Origin of the sequence: Duganella sp. LjRoot269 (assembly GCF_964254095.1) — a bacterium.
GTDB lineage: Bacteria > Pseudomonadota > Gammaproteobacteria > Burkholderiales > Burkholderiaceae_D > Rugamonas > Rugamonas hordei.
The window spans coordinates 2,909,551-2,929,851 of sequence record NZ_CAXUSL020000001.1; the positions used below are offsets into that span (position 1 = coordinate 2,909,551).

Here is a 20,301-nt window from a genome sequence, read left to right on the forward strand (position 1 = left end):
TTTTTTTTGGTTTATCGCGGATTCGTTGTTCTCAGAACAATGACTGCAACTCCAGCCGCTGGCCGCTCAGCGCGCCGTCATAGCCGGGCAGTCCGGCCAGCGTGCTCTTGAACTCGGCGCTTTCCATCACCGCCAGCGCGGCCGCCATCAGCGGTTCGGCCGGCGCCTCGCGCGCGCAGGCGAAGAAGTAGCGCTCCCGTATCACCGGCACGAAATCGAGGTCGAAGCGGCGCGCGGCGGTTTCCACGCCGAAGCTGGCGTCGGCCATGTTGCTGGCGACGTAGGCCGCCACGGCGGCGTGCGTAAACTCGGCGCTGTCGAAACCGTGGATGGCTTCCGGCGTGATCCCCTTGCCGGCCAGCAGCAACTCCAGCAGCAGCCGGGTGCCGGAGCCGCGCTGGCGATTGACGAAGCGGATGTCGGGACGGGCCAGATCGTCCAGCGCGCGGATATCCTTGGGATTGCCCCGCGCGGCGAAGATGCCCTGCATGCGGTAGGCCAGGTGGATCAGCATGTGGCGCCCGGGATCGAGCCAAGGCAGATACTTGGCCGCCGCCGCCGTCTCCAGCTCGCCGACCGGCAGGTGGAAGCCGGCCAGGTCGCATTCGCCGCGCGCCAGCGCCGCCACCGCCTCGGTGCTGCTGCGGTACTGCAGGTCGACCATCACCCCTTGCTGCTCCAGCTGCTTGACCAGCGCCGCCACCGCAAAGCCGTGCGAGGCGGTCAGGCGCAATGTCGGCGGACGCTCGGCCAGCAGGCTGGCCAGCTCCTGCTGCAGTTCCGACGCCAGGCTGTCCAGCAGGGGCGTCAGGCGGGCGCTGATGCGTTTGTCGGCCCAGATCAGCTTGTCCGCCAGCGGCGACAGCACCGTGCCTTGTCCGCGCGACTTGACCACCAGTTCGGCGCCGAATTGTTCGTTGAACTCGCGCAGCAGCCCCCACGCATGGCGGTAGGAAATGCCGCATGCCGTCGCGGCCTGGCTGATGCTGCCCAGGTTGCGCACCGACGCCAGTAAATTAAGCAGCACCGGCAGCGCCACCGTGCGGCCATCGGGCTGCCGCAGGATCCAGTCCGGCTGTATCTCGACTTTGAACATTATGCAAAATCCTTCATATTGCGCCGTTGTTTTTACAGTGCTAGCCTAGCGTCATGCATGAATATTAACCGAGATATATGTTATGCAGAACATATATCGGCGGACGGCAAACATTAAAAAGAACGGAGAGCACCATGCAGCAGCGTACACCCCAGGCCGACGAGGTCGCCCAGGCAAACGCCATCCTCGCGGCCAGCAGCGGCGCGCAAGACCAGCTGCTGCCGGTCTTGCACGCGATCCAGGATGCTATCGGCTATATCCCGCCCGACAGGGTGGTCGACATCGCGTCGGCGTTCAACCTGTCGCGCGCCGAAGTGCATGGCGTGATCACCTTCTACCATTATTTCCGCACTTCGCCGCCGGCGCGGCAGGTGGTGCAGATCTGCCGCGCCGAGGCGTGCCAGAGCATGGGCGGCGACGCGCTGCTGGCCCATGCCGAACAGGCGCTGGGCTGCAAGCTGCACGCGCATAGCCATGACGGCCAATTCGCGCTGGAGCCGGTCTACTGCCTGGGGCAGTGCGCCACCGCGCCGTCGCTGATGATCAACGAAGCCCTGCACGCGCGCGTCACGCTGACCCGCTTCGATGCACTGCTGGCCAAGGTCAAGGAGGCAGCATGAGCATCCGCATCTACATTCCAGGCGACTCGACCGCGCTGGCGCTGGGCGCCGACGACGTGGCGGCCGCCATCGCCGCCGAAGCGGCGCGGCGCGGCGTCGAGCTCGACATCGTGCGCAACGGCACGCGCGGCCTGCTGTGGCTGGAGTCGCTGGTGGAAGTCGACACGACGGCCGGCCGCATCGGCTACGGCCCGGTCGACGCGGCCGATGTCGTCGCGCTGTTCGACGCCGGCTTCCATCTCGGTCAAAGCAGCCATCCGCTGGCACTGGGCCTGGTCGAACAGATTCCCTACCTGGCCAAGCAAAGCCGCCTGACCTTCGCCCGCGCCGGCGTCACCGATCCGCTGTCGCTGGCCGACTACGAAGCGCATGACGGCTACAAAGGCTTGCGCAACGCGCTGGCGATGGAGCCGTCCGCCATCGTCGCCGCCGTGACGGCGTCCGGCCTGCGCGGCCGTGGCGGCGCCGCCTTCCCGACCGGGATCAAGTGGAACACCGTGCTGAAAGCGGCCGGCAGCCAGAAGTACATCGTCTGCAACGCCGACGAAGGCGACTCCGGCACCTTCGCCGACCGCATCGTGATGGAAGGCGATCCCTTCATGCTGATCGAAGGCATGACCATCGCCGGCCTGGCCGTGGGCGCCAACAAAGGCTACATCTACGTGCGCAGCGAATACCCGCACGCGATCGCCAACCTGAACCACGCCATCGCCAGCGCCGTCAAGGCCGGCTTCCTGGGCGCGAACATTCTCGGCTCGGGGCGCGGCTTCGACCTGGAAGTGCGCAAGGGCGCCGGCGCCTACATCTGCGGCGAGGAAACCGCGCTGCTCGAATCCATCGAGGGCAAGCGCGGCGTGGTGCGCGCCAAGCCGCCGCTGCCAGCGCTGTCCGGCCTGTTCGGCCTGCCGACCGTGATCAACAACGTGCTGTCGCTGGCGGCCGTGCCGCTGATCCTCGACAAGGGCGCGGCCTATTACCAGAACTACGGCATGGGCCGTTCGCGCGGCACCTTGCCGGTGCAGCTGGCCGGTAACATCAAGCAGGGCGGTCTGATCGAACTGGCCTTCGGCGTCACCCTGCGCGACATCCTGTACGAATACGGCGGCGGCAGCGCCTCCGGCCGGCCGATCAAGGCGGTGCAGGTCGGCGGTCCGCTGGGCGCCTACCTGCCCGAGTCGCAGTGGGACACGCCGCTCGACTACGAGGCGTTTGCCTCGCTGTGGGCGGTGCTGGGCCACGGCGGCATCGTGGTGCACGACGACAGCGCCGACATGAGCAAGCTGGCGCGCTACGCGATGGAATTCTGCGCGGTCGAATCGTGCGGCAAATGCACGCCGTGCCGCATCGGCTCCACCCGCGGCGTCGAAGTGATCGACAAGATCACCGCCAACGTCGACGGCGAACGTCCGCGCCAGGTCATCCTGCTGCGCGAACTGTGCGACACCATGCTGCATGGCTCGCTGTGCGCGATGGGCGGCATGACGCCGTACCCCGTGCTGTCGGCCCTGAACCACTTCCCGCAAGATTTCGGCCAGGTCGCTGACGACCAGCGCGCCGCCTAGGAGAATTAGAATGATCGAAACCATCATCGCCCGCGACCTGGGCACCCCGCCGCCGCTGAACCCGAACATGGAGTTCGTCACGCTGACCATCGACGGCGAGCGTGTGACGGTCGCCGCCGGCACCTCGGTGATGCGCGCGGCCGCCGAAAGCGGCACCAACATCCCCAAGCTGTGCGCCACCGACAGCCTGGAACCGTTCGGCTCCTGCCGTTTGTGCCTGGTCGAGATCGAGGGCCGTCGCGGCTATCCCGCCTCCTGCACCACGCCGGTGGAGGAGGGCATGGTGGTGCGCACGCAGACGTCCAAGCTGCAGGAACTGCGCAAGGGCGTGATGGAGTTGTACATCTCCGACCACCCGCTGGACTGCCTGACCTGCCCGGCCAACGGCAATTGCGAACTGCAGGACATGGCCGGCGTGACCGGCCTGCGCGAAGTGCGCTACGGTTACGAAGGCGCCAACCACCTGAAGCTGAAGAAGGATGAATCGAATCCCTACTTCACCTTCGACTCGTCCAAGTGCATCGTCTGCAACCGTTGCGTGCGCGCCTGCGAGGAAACCCAGGGCACGTTCGCGCTGACCATTTCCGGCCGCGGCTTCGAGTCGCGCGTCTCGGCAGGTCAGAGCGAATCGTTCATGGAATCGGAATGCGTTTCCTGCGGCGCCTGCGTCGAGGCCTGCCCGACCGCCACCCTGCAGGAAAAATCGGTGATCTGGATGGGCCAGGCCGAACACAAGGTCACCACCACTTGCGCCTATTGCGGCGTCGGTTGTTCGCTCGATGCCGAGATGAAGGGCAGCGAGGTGGTGCGCATGGTGCCGACCAAAAACGGCAAGGCCAACGAAGGCCACGCCTGCGTCAAGGGCCGCTTCGCCTGGGGCTATGCGACCCACAAGGACCGCATCCTGAAACCGATGATACGTTCGAAGATCACCGACCCGTGGAAGGAAGTGTCGTGGGACGAGGCGCTCGACTACGCGGCGTCCGAATTCAAGCGCATCCAGGCCAAGTATGGCCAGGATTCGATCGGCGGCATCGTCTCCTCGCGCTGCACCAACGAGGAAGGCTACCTGGTACAGAAGCTGGTGCGCGCCGCGTTCGGCAACAACAACGTCGACACCTGCGCCCGCGTGTGCCATTCGCCGACCGGCTACGGCCTGAAACAGACGCTGGGCGAATCGGCCGGCACGCAGACCTTCGCCTCGGTGGCCAAGTCCGACGTCATCATGGTGATCGGCGCCAATCCGACCGACGGCCACCCGGTGTTCGCCTCGCGCATGAAGCGCCGCATCCGCCAGGGCGCGAAGCTGATCGTCATCGATCCGCGCCGCATCGACCTGGTCAAGTCGCCGCACATCCGCTCGCAATACCACCTGCAGCTGCGTCCCGGCACCAACGTCGCGATGGTCAGCTCGCTGGCCCACGTGATCGTCACCGAAGGCCTGCTGGCCGAGCAGTTCATCGCCGAGCGCTGCGAAGACCGCGCGTTCAACCAGTGGCGCGACTTCGTGGCGCAGGAATCGAACTCGCCGGAAGCGATGGAATCGGTGACCGGCGTGCCGGCCGAGCAGGTGCGCGGCGCCGCGCGGCTGTTCGCCACCGGCGGCAACGGCGCCATCTTCTACGGCCTGGGCGTGACCGAGCATGCGCAAGGTTCGACCACCGTGATGGGCATCGCCAACCTGGCCATGGCCACCGGTAACGTCGGCCGCGAAGGCGTCGGCGTCAATCCGCTGCGCGGCCAGAACAACGTGCAGGGTTCGTGCGACATCGGCTCCTTCCCGCACGAGCTGCCGGGCTACCGCCACGTCTCCGACACCACCGTGCGCATGCAGTTCGAGGCCGCATGGGGCGTCGAGCTGCAGGCCGAACCCGGCCTGCGCATCCCGAACATGTTCGAAGCGGCGCTGGACGGCAGCTTCAAGGGCCTGTATTGCCAGGGCGAGGACATCGTGCAGTCGGACCCGAACACCCAGCACGTGATCTCGGCGATGGAGGCGATGGAGTGCATCGTGGTGCAGGACATCTTCCTCAACGAGACCGCCAAGTACGCCCACGTGCTGCTGCCGGGTTCCTCGTTCCTGGAAAAGGACGGCACCTTCACCAACGCCGAGCGCCGCATCTCGCGCGTACGCAAGGTGATGGCGCCGAAGGCCGGCTACGCCGACTGGGAAGTGACGGTGCAGCTGTCGAACCGCCTGGGCTATCCGATGAACTACAAGCACCCGTCGGAGATCATGGACGAAATCGCGCGCCTGACGCCGACCTTCAGCGGCGTCAGCTACGCCAAGCTAGAAAAGCTGGGCAGCATCCAGTGGCCGTGCAACGACGCCGCGCCGGAAGGCACGCCGACCATGCACATCGACCATTTCGTGCGCGGCAAGGGGCGCTTCATCATTACGCAGTACGTGCCGACCGACGAGAAGGTCACGCGCATGTATCCGCTGATCCTGACCACCGGCCGCATCCTGTCGCAGTACAACGTCGGGGCGCAGACGCGCCGCACCGAGAACGTCAAGTGGCATGCCGAGGACCGGCTGGAGATCCATCCGCACGACGCCGAGGAACGGGGCATCAAGGACGACCAGTGGGTCGGCATCCAGAGCCGCGCCGGCGAGACCGTGCTGCGCGCGCTGGTGACGGAGCGCATGCAGCCGGGCGTGGTCTACACCACCTTCCACTTCCCGGAATCTGGCGCCAACGTGATCACCACCGAGAATTCGGACTGGGCCACCAACTGCCCGGAATACAAGGTCACGGCGGTGCAGGTGATGCCGGTGCAGCAGCAGTCCGACTGGCAGCAGGAATTTGCGCGCTTCCACGAAGAGCAGATGGCGCTCAAGGATGCGGCCGCGGCCCAGCCGGCATAAGGAGAGACGACTATGAACATACATCACCTGGTCACCATGGCCAACCAGATCGGCTCCTTCTTCGCGTCCTATCCGGACAAGGAGGAGGCCAGCACCGAGATCGCCAACCATCTGCAGCGCTTCTGGGCGCCGCTGATGCGCCACAAGCTGCTGGCGCACGTCGCCGAGCATCAGGGCGAAGGCCTGGACCCTGCCGTGCTGGCGTCGATCCAGGCCAACATCAAGCGCCTGACGCCGCCGCCGCTCAGGCTGACGGCGCACGCGGAGGGCTAGGCGTCTGCGTGTTCTGCTGCGTCACGTCGTCCGTTTCGATGATGGCCTGGTCAGCAGATTGTTAGTGTCGGATAAAAGGATCTTGATCGAGGTACAATACCTTGGCCTTTTTTCATCCTTCCGTACACTCATCCATGATCAAAACCTGTCTGGCGAGCGCGCTGTGCTGTCTGGCCGCTGTGGCGAACGCCCACACTTTCGACGACTGGAACAAACCGGTCGACCCATTTCAGATCTACGGCAACAGCTATTACGTCGGCATGGCCGGCCTCAGCTCCGTGCTGGTGACGTCGCCGCAGGGCCATATCCTGATCGACGGCGGGTTGCCCGATTCGGCGCCGCTGATCGCCGCCGGCATCCGCAAGCTGGGCTTCCGGCTGCGGGATGTCAAACTGATACTGAGCTCGCATGATCACTGGGATCACGCCGGCGGCATCGCCGAACTGCAACGCCTGACGGGAGCGGCGGTGGTGGCCAGTCCTTCAACGGCGGCCGCGCTGAAGCGGGGCAGCATGGACGAAGACGATCCCCAGTTCGAAGGGAACACCCCATATCCCAAGGTGAGCAAGGTGCGCACGGTGCGCGACGGCGAAGTGGTCAGGCTTGGACCGCTGGCCATGACGGCGCTGTACACGCCGGGCCATACGGCGGGCGGCACCAGCTGGACGTGGCGCTCCTGCGAGCGGGGCAGCTGTGCCAGCATCGTGTTTGCCGACAGCATCAACCCGGTGGCCAGCGACGGTTACAAATTCAATGGTCACCCGCTCGTGCAGAAGCAATATGAACAAAGCTACGCCGCGCTGGAGCAAGTGTCGTGCGACATCGTCGTTTCCGGACATCCGGACTTCACGGGCATGTGGGACAAACTCAAAAGCGGCAAGCCGCACCCCTTGCTGGACGGTGGCGAAGGTTGCAAGGCCTACGTCAAGCAATCGCGCGACAAGCTCAATCTGCGTCTGGCGGAGGAGGCCGGCAAATGATCGTGGAGGTTACTCCTTGATCACCTGCAGCATCACCTTGCCGATGTGTGCGCTGGTTTCCATCAGCGCGTGCGCTTCGGCGGCCTGCTCCAACGGGTAGGTGCGGTAGATCATCGGCTTGATCAAGCCGTCCTCGATCAGCGGCCACGCTCGCGCGCGCAGCTGGCGGGCGATGGCGGCCTTGAACTCCACCGGGCGCGGACGCAGCGTGGAACCGGTCACGCTCAATCGCCGCAGCAGAATCTGCCCGAGCGGCACCTCGGCGCGCGACCCGCCCAGCAGCGCGATGAACACCAGCCGCCCGTCGTCGGCCAGGCAGTTGATCTCGCGCGGCACATAGGAGCCGCCCACCATGTCCAGGATCACGTCGGCGCCCCTGCCGCCGGTGGCCGCCTTGACCACTTCGACAAAATCCTCGGTCCGGTAATTGATCGCCCGGTCGGCGCCCAGCTCGACGCAGGCGCGGCATTTTTCATCCGAGCCGGCGGTGGCGAACACGCGGTGGCCCATAGCCTTGGCCAGCTGGATCGCCGCCACGCCGATGCCCGACGTGCCGCCTTGCACCAGCAAGGTCTCGGCCGGCGCCAGCGCGGCGCGGTCGAACACATTGCTCCACACGGTGAAGAAGGTCTCCGGCAGCGACGCCGCCTCCAGCAGGGACAAGCCCCTGGGGATCGGCAAACACAGCTCGATCTGCGCCGGGCAGTACTGCGCATAGCCGCCGCCCTGGACCAGCGCGCAGACCATGTCGCCGATATGAAAGCCGCTGTCGCCGACATGGCCGGCGACGATCTCGCCCGCCACTTCCAGGCCCGGCAAATCGGAGGCGCCGGGCGGCACCGGATATTTGCCGGCGCGCTGCAGCAGGTCGGGCCGGTTGATGCCGGCCGCGTGGACTTTGATCAGCACCTGTCCCGGCAGCAGCGACGGGCGCTGGCGCTCGCACAGTTGCAGGACTTCGGGTTCTCCCGGGTGTGTGATTTCGATGGCACGCATGGCTTCCTCTTGTGTTTTTGTGGATAGCCGATGGTAGGCGCGGGCCCGGAAAAATCACCATGACCGCAGTCAATTTTCCGCAAGACGGACGGCGTTGCGGCCATCTGGCGAATCTTGACCGCGGTCAATGAGCATTTACACATGCCTTGCCTATGATGGGTTCAAATCTGGCGCATTCCCGTATTCGCTCCATCCCGCGCCGCAGCAAAATTAAGTTAGCCAAGTGTGCGCCCGCGCGGCGCATACTAACGAAAAAATTATAAATGTTTGGAGACAGTAACATGAGCAAAGCATTAGACGGGGTGCGCGTCCTGGACTTCACCCATGTGCAGTCGGGACCGACCTGCACCCAATTACTCGCCTGGTTCGGCGCCGACGTGATCAAGGTGGAACGGGCCGGGGAGGGCGACGCCACGCGCGGCCAGCTGCGCGACATTCCCGGCGTCGACAGCCTGTATTTCACCATGCTGAACCACAACAAGCGCTCGATCACGCTCGACACCAAGAAGGCCATGGGCAAGCAGGTGCTGGAGACCCTGATCAAGGACTGCGACGTGCTGGTCGAGAACTTCGCCCCGGGCGCGCTGGACCGCATGGGCTTCAGCTGGGAACGCATCCAGGAACTGAACCCGCGCATGATCGTGGCCTCGGTCAAGGGCTTCGGTCCCGGCCCCTACCAGAATTGCAAGGTCTACGAGAACGTCGCCCAGTGCGTCGGCGGCGCGGCGGCCACCACCGGTTTCGACGACGGCCCGCCGGTGGTCAGCGGCGCGCAGATCGGCGACAGCGGCAGCGGCCTGCACCTGGCGCTCGGCATCGTCACCGCGCTGTACCAGCGCAACGCCAGCGGCCGCGGGCAGAAGGTCGACACCGCCATGCAGGACGCGGTGCTGAACCTGTGCCGCGTCAAGCTGCGCGACCAGCAGCGGCTGGAACGCACCGGCACGATGGAGGAATATCCGCAGTTCGCCAACGGCACCTTCGGCGACTCGGTGCCGCGCGCCGGCAACGCTTCCGGCGGCGGCCAGCCGGGCTGGATCCTCAAGTGCAAGGGCTGGGAGACCGATCCCAACGCCTACATCTACTTCATCGCCCAGGCGCCGGTGTGGCCGGCGATCTGCCAGGTGATCGGGCGCGAAGGCTGGATCACCGACCCCGACTACGCCACCGCGCGCGCGCGCCTGCCGCGGCTGATGGCTATCTTCGCCACGGTCGAGGAGTGGACGCGCGAGCACACCAAGTTCGAGGTGATGGACATCCTCAACAAGTTCGACATTCCCTGCGGCCCCATCCTGTCGATGAAGGAAATCGCCGAGGAACCGTCGCTGCGCGCCAGCGGCACCATCGTCGAGGTCGATCATCCGGAGCGCGGCAAGTACCTGACGGTGGGCAATCCGATCAAGCTGTCCGACAGCGCCACCGAGGTCACCCGTTCGCCGCTGCTGGGCGAGCACACCGAAGAGGTCTTGCGTGAACTCGGCTACAACGCCCAGCAGATCGCCGCGCTGCGTGAAGAACGTGTCATCTAGGCAGCTGCGCGCCATGCCCGGTCACGCGGCCAACCTGAACATCCTGTTCGGCGAGCTGGGTTTCCTGGACCGGTTCGAAGCGGCCGCGCAGGCCGGCTTCGAGGGCGTGGAATTCCTGTTCCCGTACTCGTATCCGGTCGAGCAGATCGCGCACCGGCTGTGCAGCCACGGGCTGCAGCTGGTGCGCTACTGCCTGCCGGCCGGCGACTGGGGCGGCGGCGAGCGCGGCATCGCCTGCCATCCTTCGCGCACCGGCGAGTTCCGCTACGGCGTCGAGGAGGCGATCCGCTACGCCCGGCCGCTGGGCGTGCGCCAGCTGCGCTGCCTGGCCGGGCTGCAGCCGGCGGACGTGACGCCGGAGCTGGCGCGGCTGACCCTGGTGGACAATCTGCGCTACGCCGCCGGGCTGCTCAAGCCGCACGGCATCGCCCTGCAGATCGCGCTGCGCGACGCGCTCGGCGTGGCCAACGAGCCGGGCTATTTCATCACCGGCGGCGGCCAGGCGCTCGACATCATCCGCGACACCGGCTCGGACAACCTGTTCCTGCCCGACCAGGGCGACCATCCATGAAACCGCACACCCGCATCTACACCCACGTCGATTGCTACGACCACCAGCCGGGCGAGGGCCACCCGGAATCGCCGCAGCGGCTGGCGGTGGTGCTGGAGGCGCTCAAGACGCCCGAGTTCGCCGCGCTGGACTGGCAGGAGGCGCCGCTGGGCACCCGCGCCCAGACCGAACTGATACACGACGCCGATTATTACGACGCCGTCTCCGAGGCGGTGCCGCTGCGGGGCACGGTGCCGCTGGACGGCGGCGACACCATGCTGTCGCCCGGCTCCTGGCGGGCGGTCATGCGCTGCATCGGCGCGGCCTGCGCCGGCATCGACGACGTCATGCTGGGCGAGGCGGTCAACGTGTTCTGCGCGACGCGGCCGTGCGGCCACCATGCCGAGCCGGACCGGGCGATGGGCTTTTGCATCTTCAACCAGGCCGCCATCGCCGCCGCCCACGCCAGCCGCAGCTACCGGCTGGAGCGGGTGGCGGTGATCGATTTCGACGTCCACCACGGCAACGGCACGCAGGCGGCGTTCGCGCCGCTGCCGGGGCTGTTCTACGCGTCGTGCCACCAGTCGCCGCTGTATCCGGGCACCGGCCTGCGCAGCGAAACCGGCAGCCGCAACAACATCCTCAACGTGCCGCTGCCGCCAGGCTGCGATTCGGCCATGTTCCGCGACCGCGTGCGGCTCGACATGCTGCCGGCGCTGCGCGCCTGGGCGCCGCAGCTGCTGGTGATCTCGGCCGGCTTCGACGCCCACCGCGACGATCCGCTGGCCGGCCTGCAGCTGGTGGACGACGACTTCCACTGGATCACGCAAGAGCTGATGGCGATCGCCGCCGACACCGCGCAGGGCCGCATCGTCTCCATCCTCGAAGGCGGCTACAGCGTCAGCGGACTGGCCGGCGGCACGGCCGCCCACGTGCGCGCCTTGATGACATCCAAACGCTGAGCGCTCGATTCACGAGGGCGGGCAACGCGGTGTCGAATAGAGGCCGGGTCTTGGGTATTCCAAAAACCAACTTAGTCTAATTCCGTCTAAGCCCGTCCCACTTCGGCTAACCCAGTCTAAAAATTTGTACCTGCCGTCTAAAACGGTCCATGAAATCCGCACCTCGCGCTAATTCTAGTGCGTCTTAGACCGCGACAGTCTAAAGTGAACCAAAGTTCTTTTCTGAGGTCCAACTTATAGACCCTTTTCGAAAGGACCCAGTCATGACATATGAAGCGAAGCAACCCGTATATCTTCCCGTAGTCGACTTCCTTAATTTGGAATTCCATTTGATGGATGCGCGGCCGGGAGTTAAGCCTGATGCTTTTGTGACAGAGCTTGTTCAACGCTGGTTGGCGATTGAAATGAGCCGGCTCGCGACACGCAAGAACGGCCGCGCTCTGCGCGGTTTTCAATGGAAGGGTGTCTTCCTACCCGAAGGAACTCACCTGCGAACCAGCTACCTCGACAGCATTGAATTCGCCCAAGTGGTGGGTGATCGTATCCGCTCTGATGATGGCGAGTACTTGACTCCTTCTCTGTTTGCCAATCGCCACACGACGGGGCGCAATGCCTGGCGCTTTGTTTGGTTGCGCTTTCCCGGCGACGACTACTGGATACGTGCCGACAATTGCCGGGGCAGCGCTGCCAAGAAGCTGCAAGGTCACGTACTCAGCGGCTGTGAGGTTGAGGCGTCCGAACCAGTCTAAAACACCAGGCTGGAGAGTCTAAATCGGTCCAGAGGTTTCTTGGCAGAGGCGATTTCAGTCTAGAGAATCGAGCCGATTGTCTATCCCGGTCTAAAAAACCAGACACACCGGCGATTCTGGACTCCTTTAGCCCGAATTGCCGCGTTTTCGACCGAATTAGACTTTATGGCCGCAAAGAATACCGGCATCTCAGGCCCACCGCTGCCTTTTCATGCGGCTGGTGCCAGGTACTGCTCGATCAGCGCCGCGCCGTCGCTGAGCAGGAATTGCTTGAACGCCAGCGCGACCGGCGGCAGGCGCTTGTTCTTGCGGTGCACCACATACCAGTTCAGCATCACCGGAAAACCCTCGACCTCCAGCACCACCAGGCTGCCGGCCTTCAGTTCCTGGCTGATGGTGTGCGCCGACAGGAAGGCCACGCCCATGCCGGCGATGACGGCCTGCTTGATGGTCTCCGTGCTGCGGATCTCCATCGCCACGTTCAGCCGCTCCAGGTGCGCGCCGAAGCCGTCCTCCATTGAATTCCACGTATCCGATCCGCGCTCGCGCACCACGAACGGCTCGCTGACGATGCGCTCGATGGCGATGCGGCGCTGGCCCGCCAGCGGGTGCTGGGGCGGCGCCACGATCACGTACGGGTGGGGCGCGAAGGCCGCGTGCGCGGCGTCGGCCTGCTGCGGCGGGCGCACCATCACCGCCAGGTCGGTCTGGTTGCTGACCAGCTGCTCCAGCAGCTCGGCGCGGTTGTGCACCGTCAGGTTCAGCTTGACGCCCGGATGGCGCCGCGCAAATTCCACCATCAGGCGCGGGAAGAAATAGTCGCCGGCACTGATGACGGCCACGTTCAGCTTGCCGCCGGCGATGCCGCGGAACTGCGTCAGCGCGTCCTCCGCCTCCTGGAACTGCTGGATGATGGCGCGGCTGTGGTACAGCAGCTCGGCGCCGCCCGGCGTCAGGTACACCTTCTTGCCCAGCTGTTCGAACAGCACCAGGCCGGCGTGGCCTTCCAGCGTCTTGATCTGGGTCGACACCGCCGGCTGCGTCAGGTGCAGTTCAGCGGCCGCGCGCGAAAAACTCAGGTGGCGCGCCACCGCTTCAAACACTTTCAACTGGCGCAGCGTCGCGTGTTTCATGGTTCTGCCTATGTATACAGGATCGTGAATGGAAATGCCAAAAAGCTTTAACTATACCTAATCATTGTTACGCCCTACGATGCATTGGTCAACAGACAAATTCAAAAACACGGAGGAGCAGACATGAGCACCCTGAGCTATTTGCAAGCCGATATCACCGACCTGGCCGACGCGCAGCGCCAGGCCTACAACGCGGCCTTTTACGAACTGGGCCTGCGCTGGCATTGGGACAGCGCCGACTACGATTGCCAGATGTGCGTGGAGAGCCAGCGCGCGCACCTGCGCCGCTACCTGGAGAGCCGCCACCCGCACATGCTGCGCGTGTACGACGCCGACTTCCTGGTCAACGCGATCCAGGTGACGATGGCGCGCTGCCTGGAAAAAAGCACCGGCGCCGGCGCTGACCCGTCCGCCGCCATGACCAACTGGGCGGTGTTCCAGCACGGCGACATCGGCTTTTGAGTCCGGCCCGAAGTCATTCCAAAGCCAATCAAAAGTCAGTTGCCAATTTGAAATAAATACAAGTTTCTGATTCTTAACCGCGGTCAAGGATTTCGCGGGACGCATCTTCCACAATCGGCTCATTCTCCGGCGGCCTTGAAGCGAAACAGGCGGGGCCGACAGAGTTGAGCTTCCACGATTCGGTAAAAAGGGAACATGTCTGGCGGCAATGCTGGCCAGCCTGTATAACGTAATTCAATAACACCAAGAGATTCGCACAGCGATCCAGAAGGAGACAAGTCATGAGCCATCCAAGTCAAGTGCATCTGACTGACCATGATGCCTACAGCAGGAAAACCAGCAACCGCTGGGTCCAGCTGGTATTCGGCATCATTTGCATGGGGTTGGTCGCCAACCTGCAGTACGCATGGACTTTGTTCGTCACGCCGATGGAGGCCCAGAACCACTGGGGTCTGTCGGCCATTCAATTATCGTTTTCCATTTTTATCCTGGTTGAAACCTGGCTGGTGCCGGTCGAAGGCTGGCTGGTCGACAAGTTCGGTCCGCGTCCGGTGGTGGCCATCGGCGCCGTGTTCGCGGCGGCCGGCTGGATCATCGATTCCCGCGCCACCACGCTGACCGAGCTGTATATCGCGGCAGTCATCGCCGGCATCGGCGCCGGCTGCGTCTACGGCACCTGCGTCGGCAACGCGCTCAAGTGGTTCCCGGACAAGCGCGGCCTGGCCGCCGGCTTGACGGCCGCCGGCTTCGGCGCCGGCGCCGCGGTCACCGTCATCCCCATCGGTAACATGATCCAGGACTCGGGCTACCAGCATGCGTTCATGTTCTTCGGCATCCTGCAGGGCGTGCTGATCCTGATCCTGGCGATGTTCATGGTGCGGCCGAAGGCGCCGCGTGGCGTGCAGGTGGCGCCGCGCATCGTCACCACCAAGGTCGACTACCCGACCGGCAAGATGATACGCCAGCCGCTGTTCTGGCTGATCTATGCGATGTTCGTCGCCGTCGCCGCCGGCGGCCTGATGGCCACCGCGCAGATCGGCCCGATCGCCAAGGACTACGGGCTGGCCAAGCTGCCGATCACGCTGTTCGGCATCACGCTGCCGCTGCTGACGATGACGCTGTCGATCGACAACCTGTGCAACGGCTTCACCCGTCCGCTGTGCGGCTTCATCTCCGACCGTCTGGGCCGCGAGAACACCATGTTCGTGGTGTTCCTGGGTGAAGGCCTGTCGATCCTCGGGCTGATGAAGTTCGGCCACGATCCGGTCGCCTTCATGGTGTTCGCCGCGCTGTTGTTCCTGTTCTGGGGCGAGATCTTCTCGATCTTCCCGGCCATCTGCGCCGACACCTACGGCGTCAAGTTCGCCGCAGGCAACGCCGGTACGCTGTACACCGCCAAGGGCACGGCTTCGCTGCTGGTGCCGCTGGCCTCGGTGCTGTCGGCCGGCGGCAACTGGGACCGGGTGTTCATCGCCGCGGCCAGCATCACGATACTGGCCGCCTGCGCCGCCAAGTTCATCCTGGCACCGGCCCGCAAGCGCTTCATCGAAAACGCCAACGCCATCCACGACGACGAGAACAAGGTGGTCACGACCGGCTATCACGGCCGCAACATGGACGGCGTTCCGCTGGCCAGCAAGCAGGCAAGCTGACCCGGCTGCCATAACACCGACCGGCCGGGCCATCCGCCCACGCCGGTCCGGTGCCGGAAGGCGCGCCGCGAACCTCGCCGCCCGCCGTCCCTCCCTCGCGCGGCCTGTCGCCGCGCTCCCGTAGCGCTCCAAGGAGAATCCAAAATGATACAACGCTGGCTGCGTTTCCAGCACCTTGACACGGTGCGCTTCGGTACCCTGGAAGGCAACAAGATCCGGGTCTACCAGGGCGACATGTTCGACTATCCGACCATGACCCCGTACTGCCTGCACATCGACGATGTGACGCTGCTGACGCCCGTGGTGCCGGGCAAGGTGCTGGCGATGTGGAACAACTTCCACGCGCTGGGCCAAAAGCTGGGGCTGGAACCGCCGCCCGAGCCGCTGTACCTGCTGAAGACCCCGAATTCCTACCTGGCGCCCGGTGGCACGATCCGCCAGCCGCTGTGCGACGCCAAGGTGGCGTTCGAAGGCGAGCTGGCCATCGTCATCGGCCAGACCTGCTTCAACGTCGCCGAAGAAGACGCGATGCAATACGTATTTGGCTATACCTGTGCCAATGATGTGACCGTCAACGACATCATCAAGCGCGATCCGACCTTCCCGCAGTGGGTGCGGGCCAAGGGCTTCGATACCTTCTGCCCGTTCGGCCCGGTGATCGCCACCGGGCTGGACCCGGCCATGCTGGTGGTGCGCACCTTCCTCAACAGCGAAGTGCGGCAGGACTACCCGATCAACGACATGGTGTTTTCGGTGGCCCAGCTGGTCAGCCGGATTTCACGCGACATGACGCTGGATCCGGGCGACATCCTGCTGTGCGGCACCTCGGTCGGCGTCGGTTCGATGCGGCCGGGCAGCATCATCGAGGTTGAGATCGACGGCATTGGCAAGCTCAGCAACCGTTTCGAGTAAAACCAAGGAGCAGCAACATGAAGATCGCAATAGTAGGCGCGGGAGCGATAGGGGGGTATGTGGGAGCGATGCTGGCGCTGGCGGGGGAGGACGTGACGTTCCTGGTCCGCGGCGCCAACCTGGCGGCGATACGCGGCAACGGCATCAAGCTGATCGCCCATGACGGCGTGGAGCGGGTCGCCACCAACGTGAAGGCCACCGACGACTATGCGGCCGCCGGGCCGCAGGACATCGTCATCCTGGCGCTGAAGGCGCATCAGGTGGCGGCGGTGGCGGGACAGCTGCACAAGCTGTTCGGCCCGGACACCTGCGTGGTGACCATGCAGAACGGCATCCCGTACTGGTATTTCCACCGCCACGGCGGCGAGCTGGCGGGACGCCATGTGCGCAGCGTCGATCCGGACGGCGACCTGAGCACGCTGATCCCGCCGGAACGGGTGATCGGCTGCGTGGTCTACCCGGCGTCGGAACTGGTGGCGCCGGGCGTGGTGCGGCACGTCGAGGGCGAGCGCTTCCCGGTGGGCGAGCTGGACGGCTCGAACAGCGACCGGGTGCACATGGTGTCGGAGTGCCTGACGCGCGCCGGCTTCAAGGCGCCGGTGCTGGAGGACATCCGCGCCGAGATCTGGCTCAAGCTGTGGGGCAACCTGACCTTCAACCCGATCAGCGCGCTGTCGCACTCGACCTTGGTCGACATCTGCCAGTTCCCGCTGGCGCGCGAGCTGGCGGCCGACATGATGCGCGAGGCGCAGGCCATCGCGGCCAAGCTGGGCATCAGCTTCCGCGTGACCCTGGAAAAACGCATCGCCGGCGCGGAAAAGGTGGGCCAGCACAAGACCTCGATGCTGATGGATATCGAGGCGGGCAGGGGGCCGGAGATCGACGCGCTGGTGGGCTCGGTGGTGGAGCTGGGTAGGCTGACCGGCACGCCGACGCCGCATATCGATTCGGTCTACGCGCTGGTCAAGCTGCTGGAGCGCACCATGGCCGAGGAAAGCGGCCAGGTGCGGCTGCTGAAGGTGGCTTGAACGAAAAAAAGCCGCCTGTCCGCGTCGCGCGGGCAGGCGGCTTTTTATCGAATATTACATGCCCCAGTGGAAGGCGGCGTCCGACTTGTCGCCCTTGGTGTCGGCGTCCAGCTGCTCGCGCAGGCGCACGGCCAGCAGGGTCTCGATGAAGCCGATCAGGCTGAACGGGGCCGCCGGTGCGGTGCCTGGAATGGTTTGTTTGTTGGTAATGGTGGTCATGGTAGTTTCCTTTAAGATAAAAATCGGTGCCAGCGCGTTGGGTATGAAACGAGTATAGGCAGGCCGGCTGCCCACCGCTAATTGCGAGCCCCTATATCAGATATGCCATTTCTGAATAATATCTATGAGAAATGCGCTTTAGCCTGATATTTCTAATTTCGGGAAACTTGACCGCGGTCAAGTTTTCACTGGCGTTCCGTCAGATTTTACCTTGATTTTTCAAACGGCTGAGCGTCTCCGGCGACAGGTTCAGGTACGACGCCAGTTGTTTCTTCGGCAAGCGCTCGAACAATTCCGGGTGCTTGCGCACGAAACGGTGCACCCGCCCGGGCGCGTCGAGCAGATGCAGGGTGATGGTATGGCCCATGATCTCGCTCATCAGCCGCATCACCTCGAACTCGAAATTGTGCTTGATCTGCGTGTGGCTTTCCAAAAACGCCACCCACTGCGGCATCGGCAGCTTGGCCACGCGCACCTTGGTCACGCCGACGATGCTGTACGGCGTCGGCGTTTTCAGGCGCCAGGCCGCGTAGCTGGTCTCGATGTCGCGCTCGGCCGCAAAGCGCAAGATCATTTCCTTGGCTTCCTGGTTGGTCACCACGCGCTTGAGCACGCCGTCGAGGATGAAGTACTGCTCCATCTCGTGCACGCCCTGGTTCAGCAGCAGGTCGCCTTTCTGGTAGTCGACGATGGTGAGGAAGGGTTCGAGCGACGCCATCTCGCTGTCGCGCAGCTCCTTCAGGACCAGGTTCTGCCGAAGTTGGACACGGATGATGTTGCGTTCAGGATGGCTAGCCAACAGCGTCATAGATTGTTCGATACTTATTTTGAAATGTTGGACATCTTCCGATGAAAATTGACCGCGGTCAATGAGAGAAAACAAGTGCGCTCGCTATGATGGCCCCAACAACTAGCCCGGACCGTGTAACCGGGGAGTCGCGTGGCAGGACCTTCATTAAACCAATATAAGAGACACTCATCATGACAAATAACACACAGTCATCCGAACAGACCGACGGTTTTCACCTGGTAATCGATGCACTGAAACACAACGACATCGACACCATCTTCGGCCTGGTGGGCATTCCGATCACCGACCTGGCGCGCCTGGCGCAGGCTGAAGGCATGCGCTTCATCGGCTTCCGTCATGAGCAGCACGCGGGCAACGCCGCCGCCATCGCCGGCTACATGACGCAGAAGCCCGGCATCTGCCTGACCGTGTCGGCGCCTGGCTTCCTCAACGGCCTGACCGCGCTGGCCAACGCCACCACCAACTGCTTCCCGATGATACTGATCAGCGGTTCGAGCGAGCGTGAAATCGTCGACCTGCAGCAGGGCGACTACGAAGAGATGGACCAGCTGAACGCCGCCAAGCCGTACGCCAAGGCCTCGTACCGCATCAACAAGGCCGAGGACATCGGCATCGGCGTGGCGCGCGCGATCCGCGCCGCCGTCTCGGGCCGTCCCGGCGGCGTCTACCTGGACTTGCCGGCGCAGCTGCTGGCGCAAGTCATCGATGCCGAGCACGGCCGCAAGTCGCTGGTCAAGGTGGTCGATCCGGTGCCGCGCCAGATTCCTGCGCCGGACTCGGTGCAGCGCGCGCTGGACTTGCTGAAGGGCGCGAAAAAGCCGCTGATCCTGCTGGGCAAGGGCGCCGCCTACGCCCAGGCCGATGCCGACATCCGCGCGCTGGTTGAAGAGTCCGGCATTCCCTACCTGCCGATGTCGATGGCCAAGGGCCTGCTGCCCGACACCCACGAGCAGTCGGCCTCGGCCGCCCGTTCCTACGTGCTGGCCGAAGCCGACGTGGTGGTGCTGGTCGGCGCCCGCCTGAACTGGCTGCTGGCGCACGGCAAGGGCAAGACCTGGGGCGTGCCCAAGCAGTTCATCCAGATCGACATCTCGCCGACCGAAATCGACAGCAACGTGGCGATCGCCGCGCCGCTGATCGGCGACATCGGTTCCTGCGTGTCGGCGCTGCTGAGCGGCATCCGCAGCGGCGGCCACGGCAAGCCCGACGCGGCCTGGACCGGCGCCATCGCCGAGCGCAAGGACAAGAACCTGACCAAGATGGCCGGCATGCTGAACCAGAATCCGTCGCCGATGAACTTCCACAGCGCGCTGCGGGCCATCCGCGACGTGCTCAAGACGCGGCCCGACATCAACGTCGTCAACGAAGGCGCCAACACGCTGGACTTCGCCCGCAGCATCATCGACATGTACGAGCCGCGCAAGCGTTTCGACTCCGGCACCTGGGGCATCATGGGCATCGGCATGGGCTACGCGATCGGCGCCGCCGTCACCAGCGGCAAGCCGGTGGTGGCGATCGAGGGCGACAGCGCGTTCGGCTTCTCCGGCATGGAGCTGGAAACCATCTGCCGCTATGAACTGCCGGTGGTCACCATCGTCTTCAACAACAACGGCGTTTACCGCGGCACCGACGTCAACCCGACCGGCGGCAAGGATGTCGCGCCGACCGTGTTCGTCAAGAACGCCCGCTACGACAAGATGATCGAGGCCTTCGGCGGCGTCGGCTACCACGTCACCAACCCGGAGGAAATGACCAAGGCGCTGACGGAAGCGATCGCATCGGGCAAGCCGACGCTGATCAACGCCGTCATCGACGAAACCGCAGGCACCGAGAGCGGCCGCCTGACCAACCTGAATCCCAGCACTGCAGGCAAGAAGTAAGTCTAATTACATCAGGAG

General features: G+C 64.5%; 19 protein-coding genes. 14 read left to right on the forward strand and 5 right to left on the reverse strand.

The genetic code is table 11. The annotated features are described in order from the left end of the window. Nucleotides 1-31: 31 nt before the first annotated feature. On the reverse strand, nucleotides 32-1,096 hold the full coding sequence (locus ACSQ3S_RS13115) for a substrate-binding domain-containing protein (protein WP_176653983.1): 1,065 nt from the start codon (nucleotides 1,094-1,096) through the stop codon (nucleotides 32-34). A gap of 134 nt (nucleotides 1,097-1,230) precedes the next feature. Here ACSQ3S_RS13115 and ACSQ3S_RS13120 point away from each other — a divergent pair, with 134 nt between their 5' ends. From ACSQ3S_RS13120 to bla, 5 genes are all read left to right on the forward strand, one after another. Then, nucleotides 1,231-1,716 (forward strand): formate dehydrogenase subunit gamma, encoded by a 486-nt coding sequence (locus ACSQ3S_RS13120; protein WP_436142633.1) that lies wholly within the window; start codon nucleotides 1,231-1,233, stop codon nucleotides 1,714-1,716. Further along, the gene (locus tag ACSQ3S_RS13125) at nucleotides 1,713-3,278 is read left to right on the forward strand and encodes a formate dehydrogenase beta subunit (RefSeq protein WP_436142634.1); all 1,566 of its coding nucleotides are present in this window, start codon (nucleotides 1,713-1,715) and stop codon (nucleotides 3,276-3,278) included. The genes ACSQ3S_RS13120 and ACSQ3S_RS13125 overlap by 4 nt, the downstream gene beginning before the upstream one ends. A 67-nt stretch (nucleotides 3,279-3,345) precedes the next feature. Further along, nucleotides 3,346-6,147 (forward strand): formate dehydrogenase subunit alpha, encoded by a 2,802-nt coding sequence (gene fdhF, locus ACSQ3S_RS13130; RefSeq protein ID WP_436145019.1) that lies wholly within the window; start codon nucleotides 3,346-3,348, stop codon nucleotides 6,145-6,147. A 12-nt stretch (nucleotides 6,148-6,159) separates the two neighbouring features. Beyond that, a complete protein-coding gene (locus ACSQ3S_RS13135; RefSeq protein ID WP_176653987.1) occupies nucleotides 6,160-6,420 on the forward strand; it encodes a formate dehydrogenase subunit delta in 261 nt (86 codons plus the stop codon). A gap of 134 nt (nucleotides 6,421-6,554) precedes the next feature. Further along, nucleotides 6,555-7,400, forward strand: coding sequence for a subclass B3 metallo-beta-lactamase (bla, locus tag ACSQ3S_RS13140; RefSeq protein ID WP_436142635.1), 846 nt, complete (start codon nucleotides 6,555-6,557; stop codon nucleotides 7,398-7,400). A 9-nt stretch (nucleotides 7,401-7,409) separates the two neighbouring features. Here bla and ACSQ3S_RS13145 read toward each other — a convergent pair whose 3' ends face one another. Beyond that, the gene (locus ACSQ3S_RS13145; protein ID WP_436142636.1) at nucleotides 7,410-8,396 is read right to left on the reverse strand and encodes an NAD(P)H-quinone oxidoreductase; all 987 of its coding nucleotides are present in this window, start codon (nucleotides 8,394-8,396) and stop codon (nucleotides 7,410-7,412) included. Between the two features lie 281 nt (nucleotides 8,397-8,677). Between ACSQ3S_RS13145 and frc the strand changes: the two genes are divergently transcribed. From frc to ACSQ3S_RS13165, 4 genes are all read left to right on the forward strand, one after another. Further along, nucleotides 8,678-9,925, forward strand: a complete 1,248-nt coding sequence (gene frc / locus ACSQ3S_RS13150; protein WP_436142637.1) for a formyl-CoA transferase — start codon at nucleotides 8,678-8,680, stop codon at nucleotides 9,923-9,925. Continuing rightward, nucleotides 9,915-10,496: a TIM barrel protein gene (locus ACSQ3S_RS13155; protein WP_353402550.1), complete on the forward strand. Its 582-nt coding sequence runs from the start codon at nucleotides 9,915-9,917 to the stop codon at nucleotides 10,494-10,496. The genes frc and ACSQ3S_RS13155 overlap by 11 nt, the downstream gene beginning before the upstream one ends. After that, complete coding sequence (locus ACSQ3S_RS13160) at nucleotides 10,493-11,437, forward strand: histone deacetylase family protein (RefSeq protein WP_436142638.1); 945 nt, start codon at nucleotides 10,493-10,495, stop codon at nucleotides 11,435-11,437. Before ACSQ3S_RS13155 ends, ACSQ3S_RS13160 begins: the two co-directional genes overlap by 4 nt. 263 nt (nucleotides 11,438-11,700) lie before the next feature. Next, nucleotides 11,701-12,186: a hypothetical protein gene (locus ACSQ3S_RS13165; RefSeq protein ID WP_436142639.1), complete on the forward strand. Its 486-nt coding sequence runs from the start codon at nucleotides 11,701-11,703 to the stop codon at nucleotides 12,184-12,186. A gap of 209 nt (nucleotides 12,187-12,395) precedes the next feature. Here ACSQ3S_RS13165 and ACSQ3S_RS13170 read toward each other — a convergent pair whose 3' ends face one another. After that, nucleotides 12,396-13,319 carry a LysR family transcriptional regulator gene (locus ACSQ3S_RS13170; protein ID WP_353402559.1) on the reverse strand — a complete coding sequence of 308 codons (924 nt, stop codon included), beginning with the start codon at nucleotides 13,317-13,319 and terminating at the stop codon, nucleotides 12,396-12,398. 123 nt (nucleotides 13,320-13,442) lie between these two features. Between ACSQ3S_RS13170 and ACSQ3S_RS13175 the strand changes: the two genes are divergently transcribed. The 4 genes from ACSQ3S_RS13175 (at nucleotide 13,443) to ACSQ3S_RS13190 (ending at nucleotide 17,373) form a co-directional block, all read left to right on the forward strand. Further along, nucleotides 13,443-13,781: a hypothetical protein gene (locus ACSQ3S_RS13175; protein ID WP_176653993.1), complete on the forward strand. Its 339-nt coding sequence runs from the start codon at nucleotides 13,443-13,445 to the stop codon at nucleotides 13,779-13,781. Nucleotides 13,782-14,062: 281 nt separating this feature from the next. Beyond that, on the forward strand, nucleotides 14,063-15,433 hold the full coding sequence (gene oxlT / locus ACSQ3S_RS13180) for an oxalate/formate MFS antiporter (protein ID WP_176653994.1): 1,371 nt from the start codon (nucleotides 14,063-14,065) through the stop codon (nucleotides 15,431-15,433). A 144-nt stretch (nucleotides 15,434-15,577) separates the two neighbouring features. Then, nucleotides 15,578-16,345 carry a fumarylacetoacetate hydrolase family protein gene (locus tag ACSQ3S_RS13185; RefSeq protein WP_176653995.1) on the forward strand — a complete coding sequence of 256 codons (768 nt, stop codon included), beginning with the start codon at nucleotides 15,578-15,580 and terminating at the stop codon, nucleotides 16,343-16,345. Nucleotides 16,346-16,362: 17 nt separating this feature from the next. Then, entirely contained in the window at nucleotides 16,363-17,373 is a 1,011-nt protein-coding gene (locus ACSQ3S_RS13190; protein WP_353402563.1) for a 2-dehydropantoate 2-reductase, read from the forward strand. A gap of 54 nt (nucleotides 17,374-17,427) precedes the next feature. Here the strand turns inward: ACSQ3S_RS13190 and ACSQ3S_RS13195 are convergent, their stop codons facing one another. Both ACSQ3S_RS13195 and ACSQ3S_RS13200 read right to left on the reverse strand, forming a co-directional pair. Then, complete coding sequence (locus tag ACSQ3S_RS13195) at nucleotides 17,428-17,592, reverse strand: hypothetical protein (RefSeq protein ID WP_176653997.1); 165 nt, start codon at nucleotides 17,590-17,592, stop codon at nucleotides 17,428-17,430. A 199-nt stretch (nucleotides 17,593-17,791) separates the two neighbouring features. Beyond that, a complete protein-coding gene (locus ACSQ3S_RS13200) occupies nucleotides 17,792-18,400 on the reverse strand; it encodes a Crp/Fnr family transcriptional regulator (protein WP_176653998.1) in 609 nt (202 codons plus the stop codon). Between the two features lie 173 nt (nucleotides 18,401-18,573). Here ACSQ3S_RS13200 and oxc point away from each other — a divergent pair, with 173 nt between their 5' ends. Then, complete coding sequence (gene oxc, locus ACSQ3S_RS13205) at nucleotides 18,574-20,283, forward strand: oxalyl-CoA decarboxylase (RefSeq protein ID WP_436142640.1); 1,710 nt, start codon at nucleotides 18,574-18,576, stop codon at nucleotides 20,281-20,283. The last annotated feature ends 18 nt before the right edge of the window (nucleotides 20,284-20,301 follow it).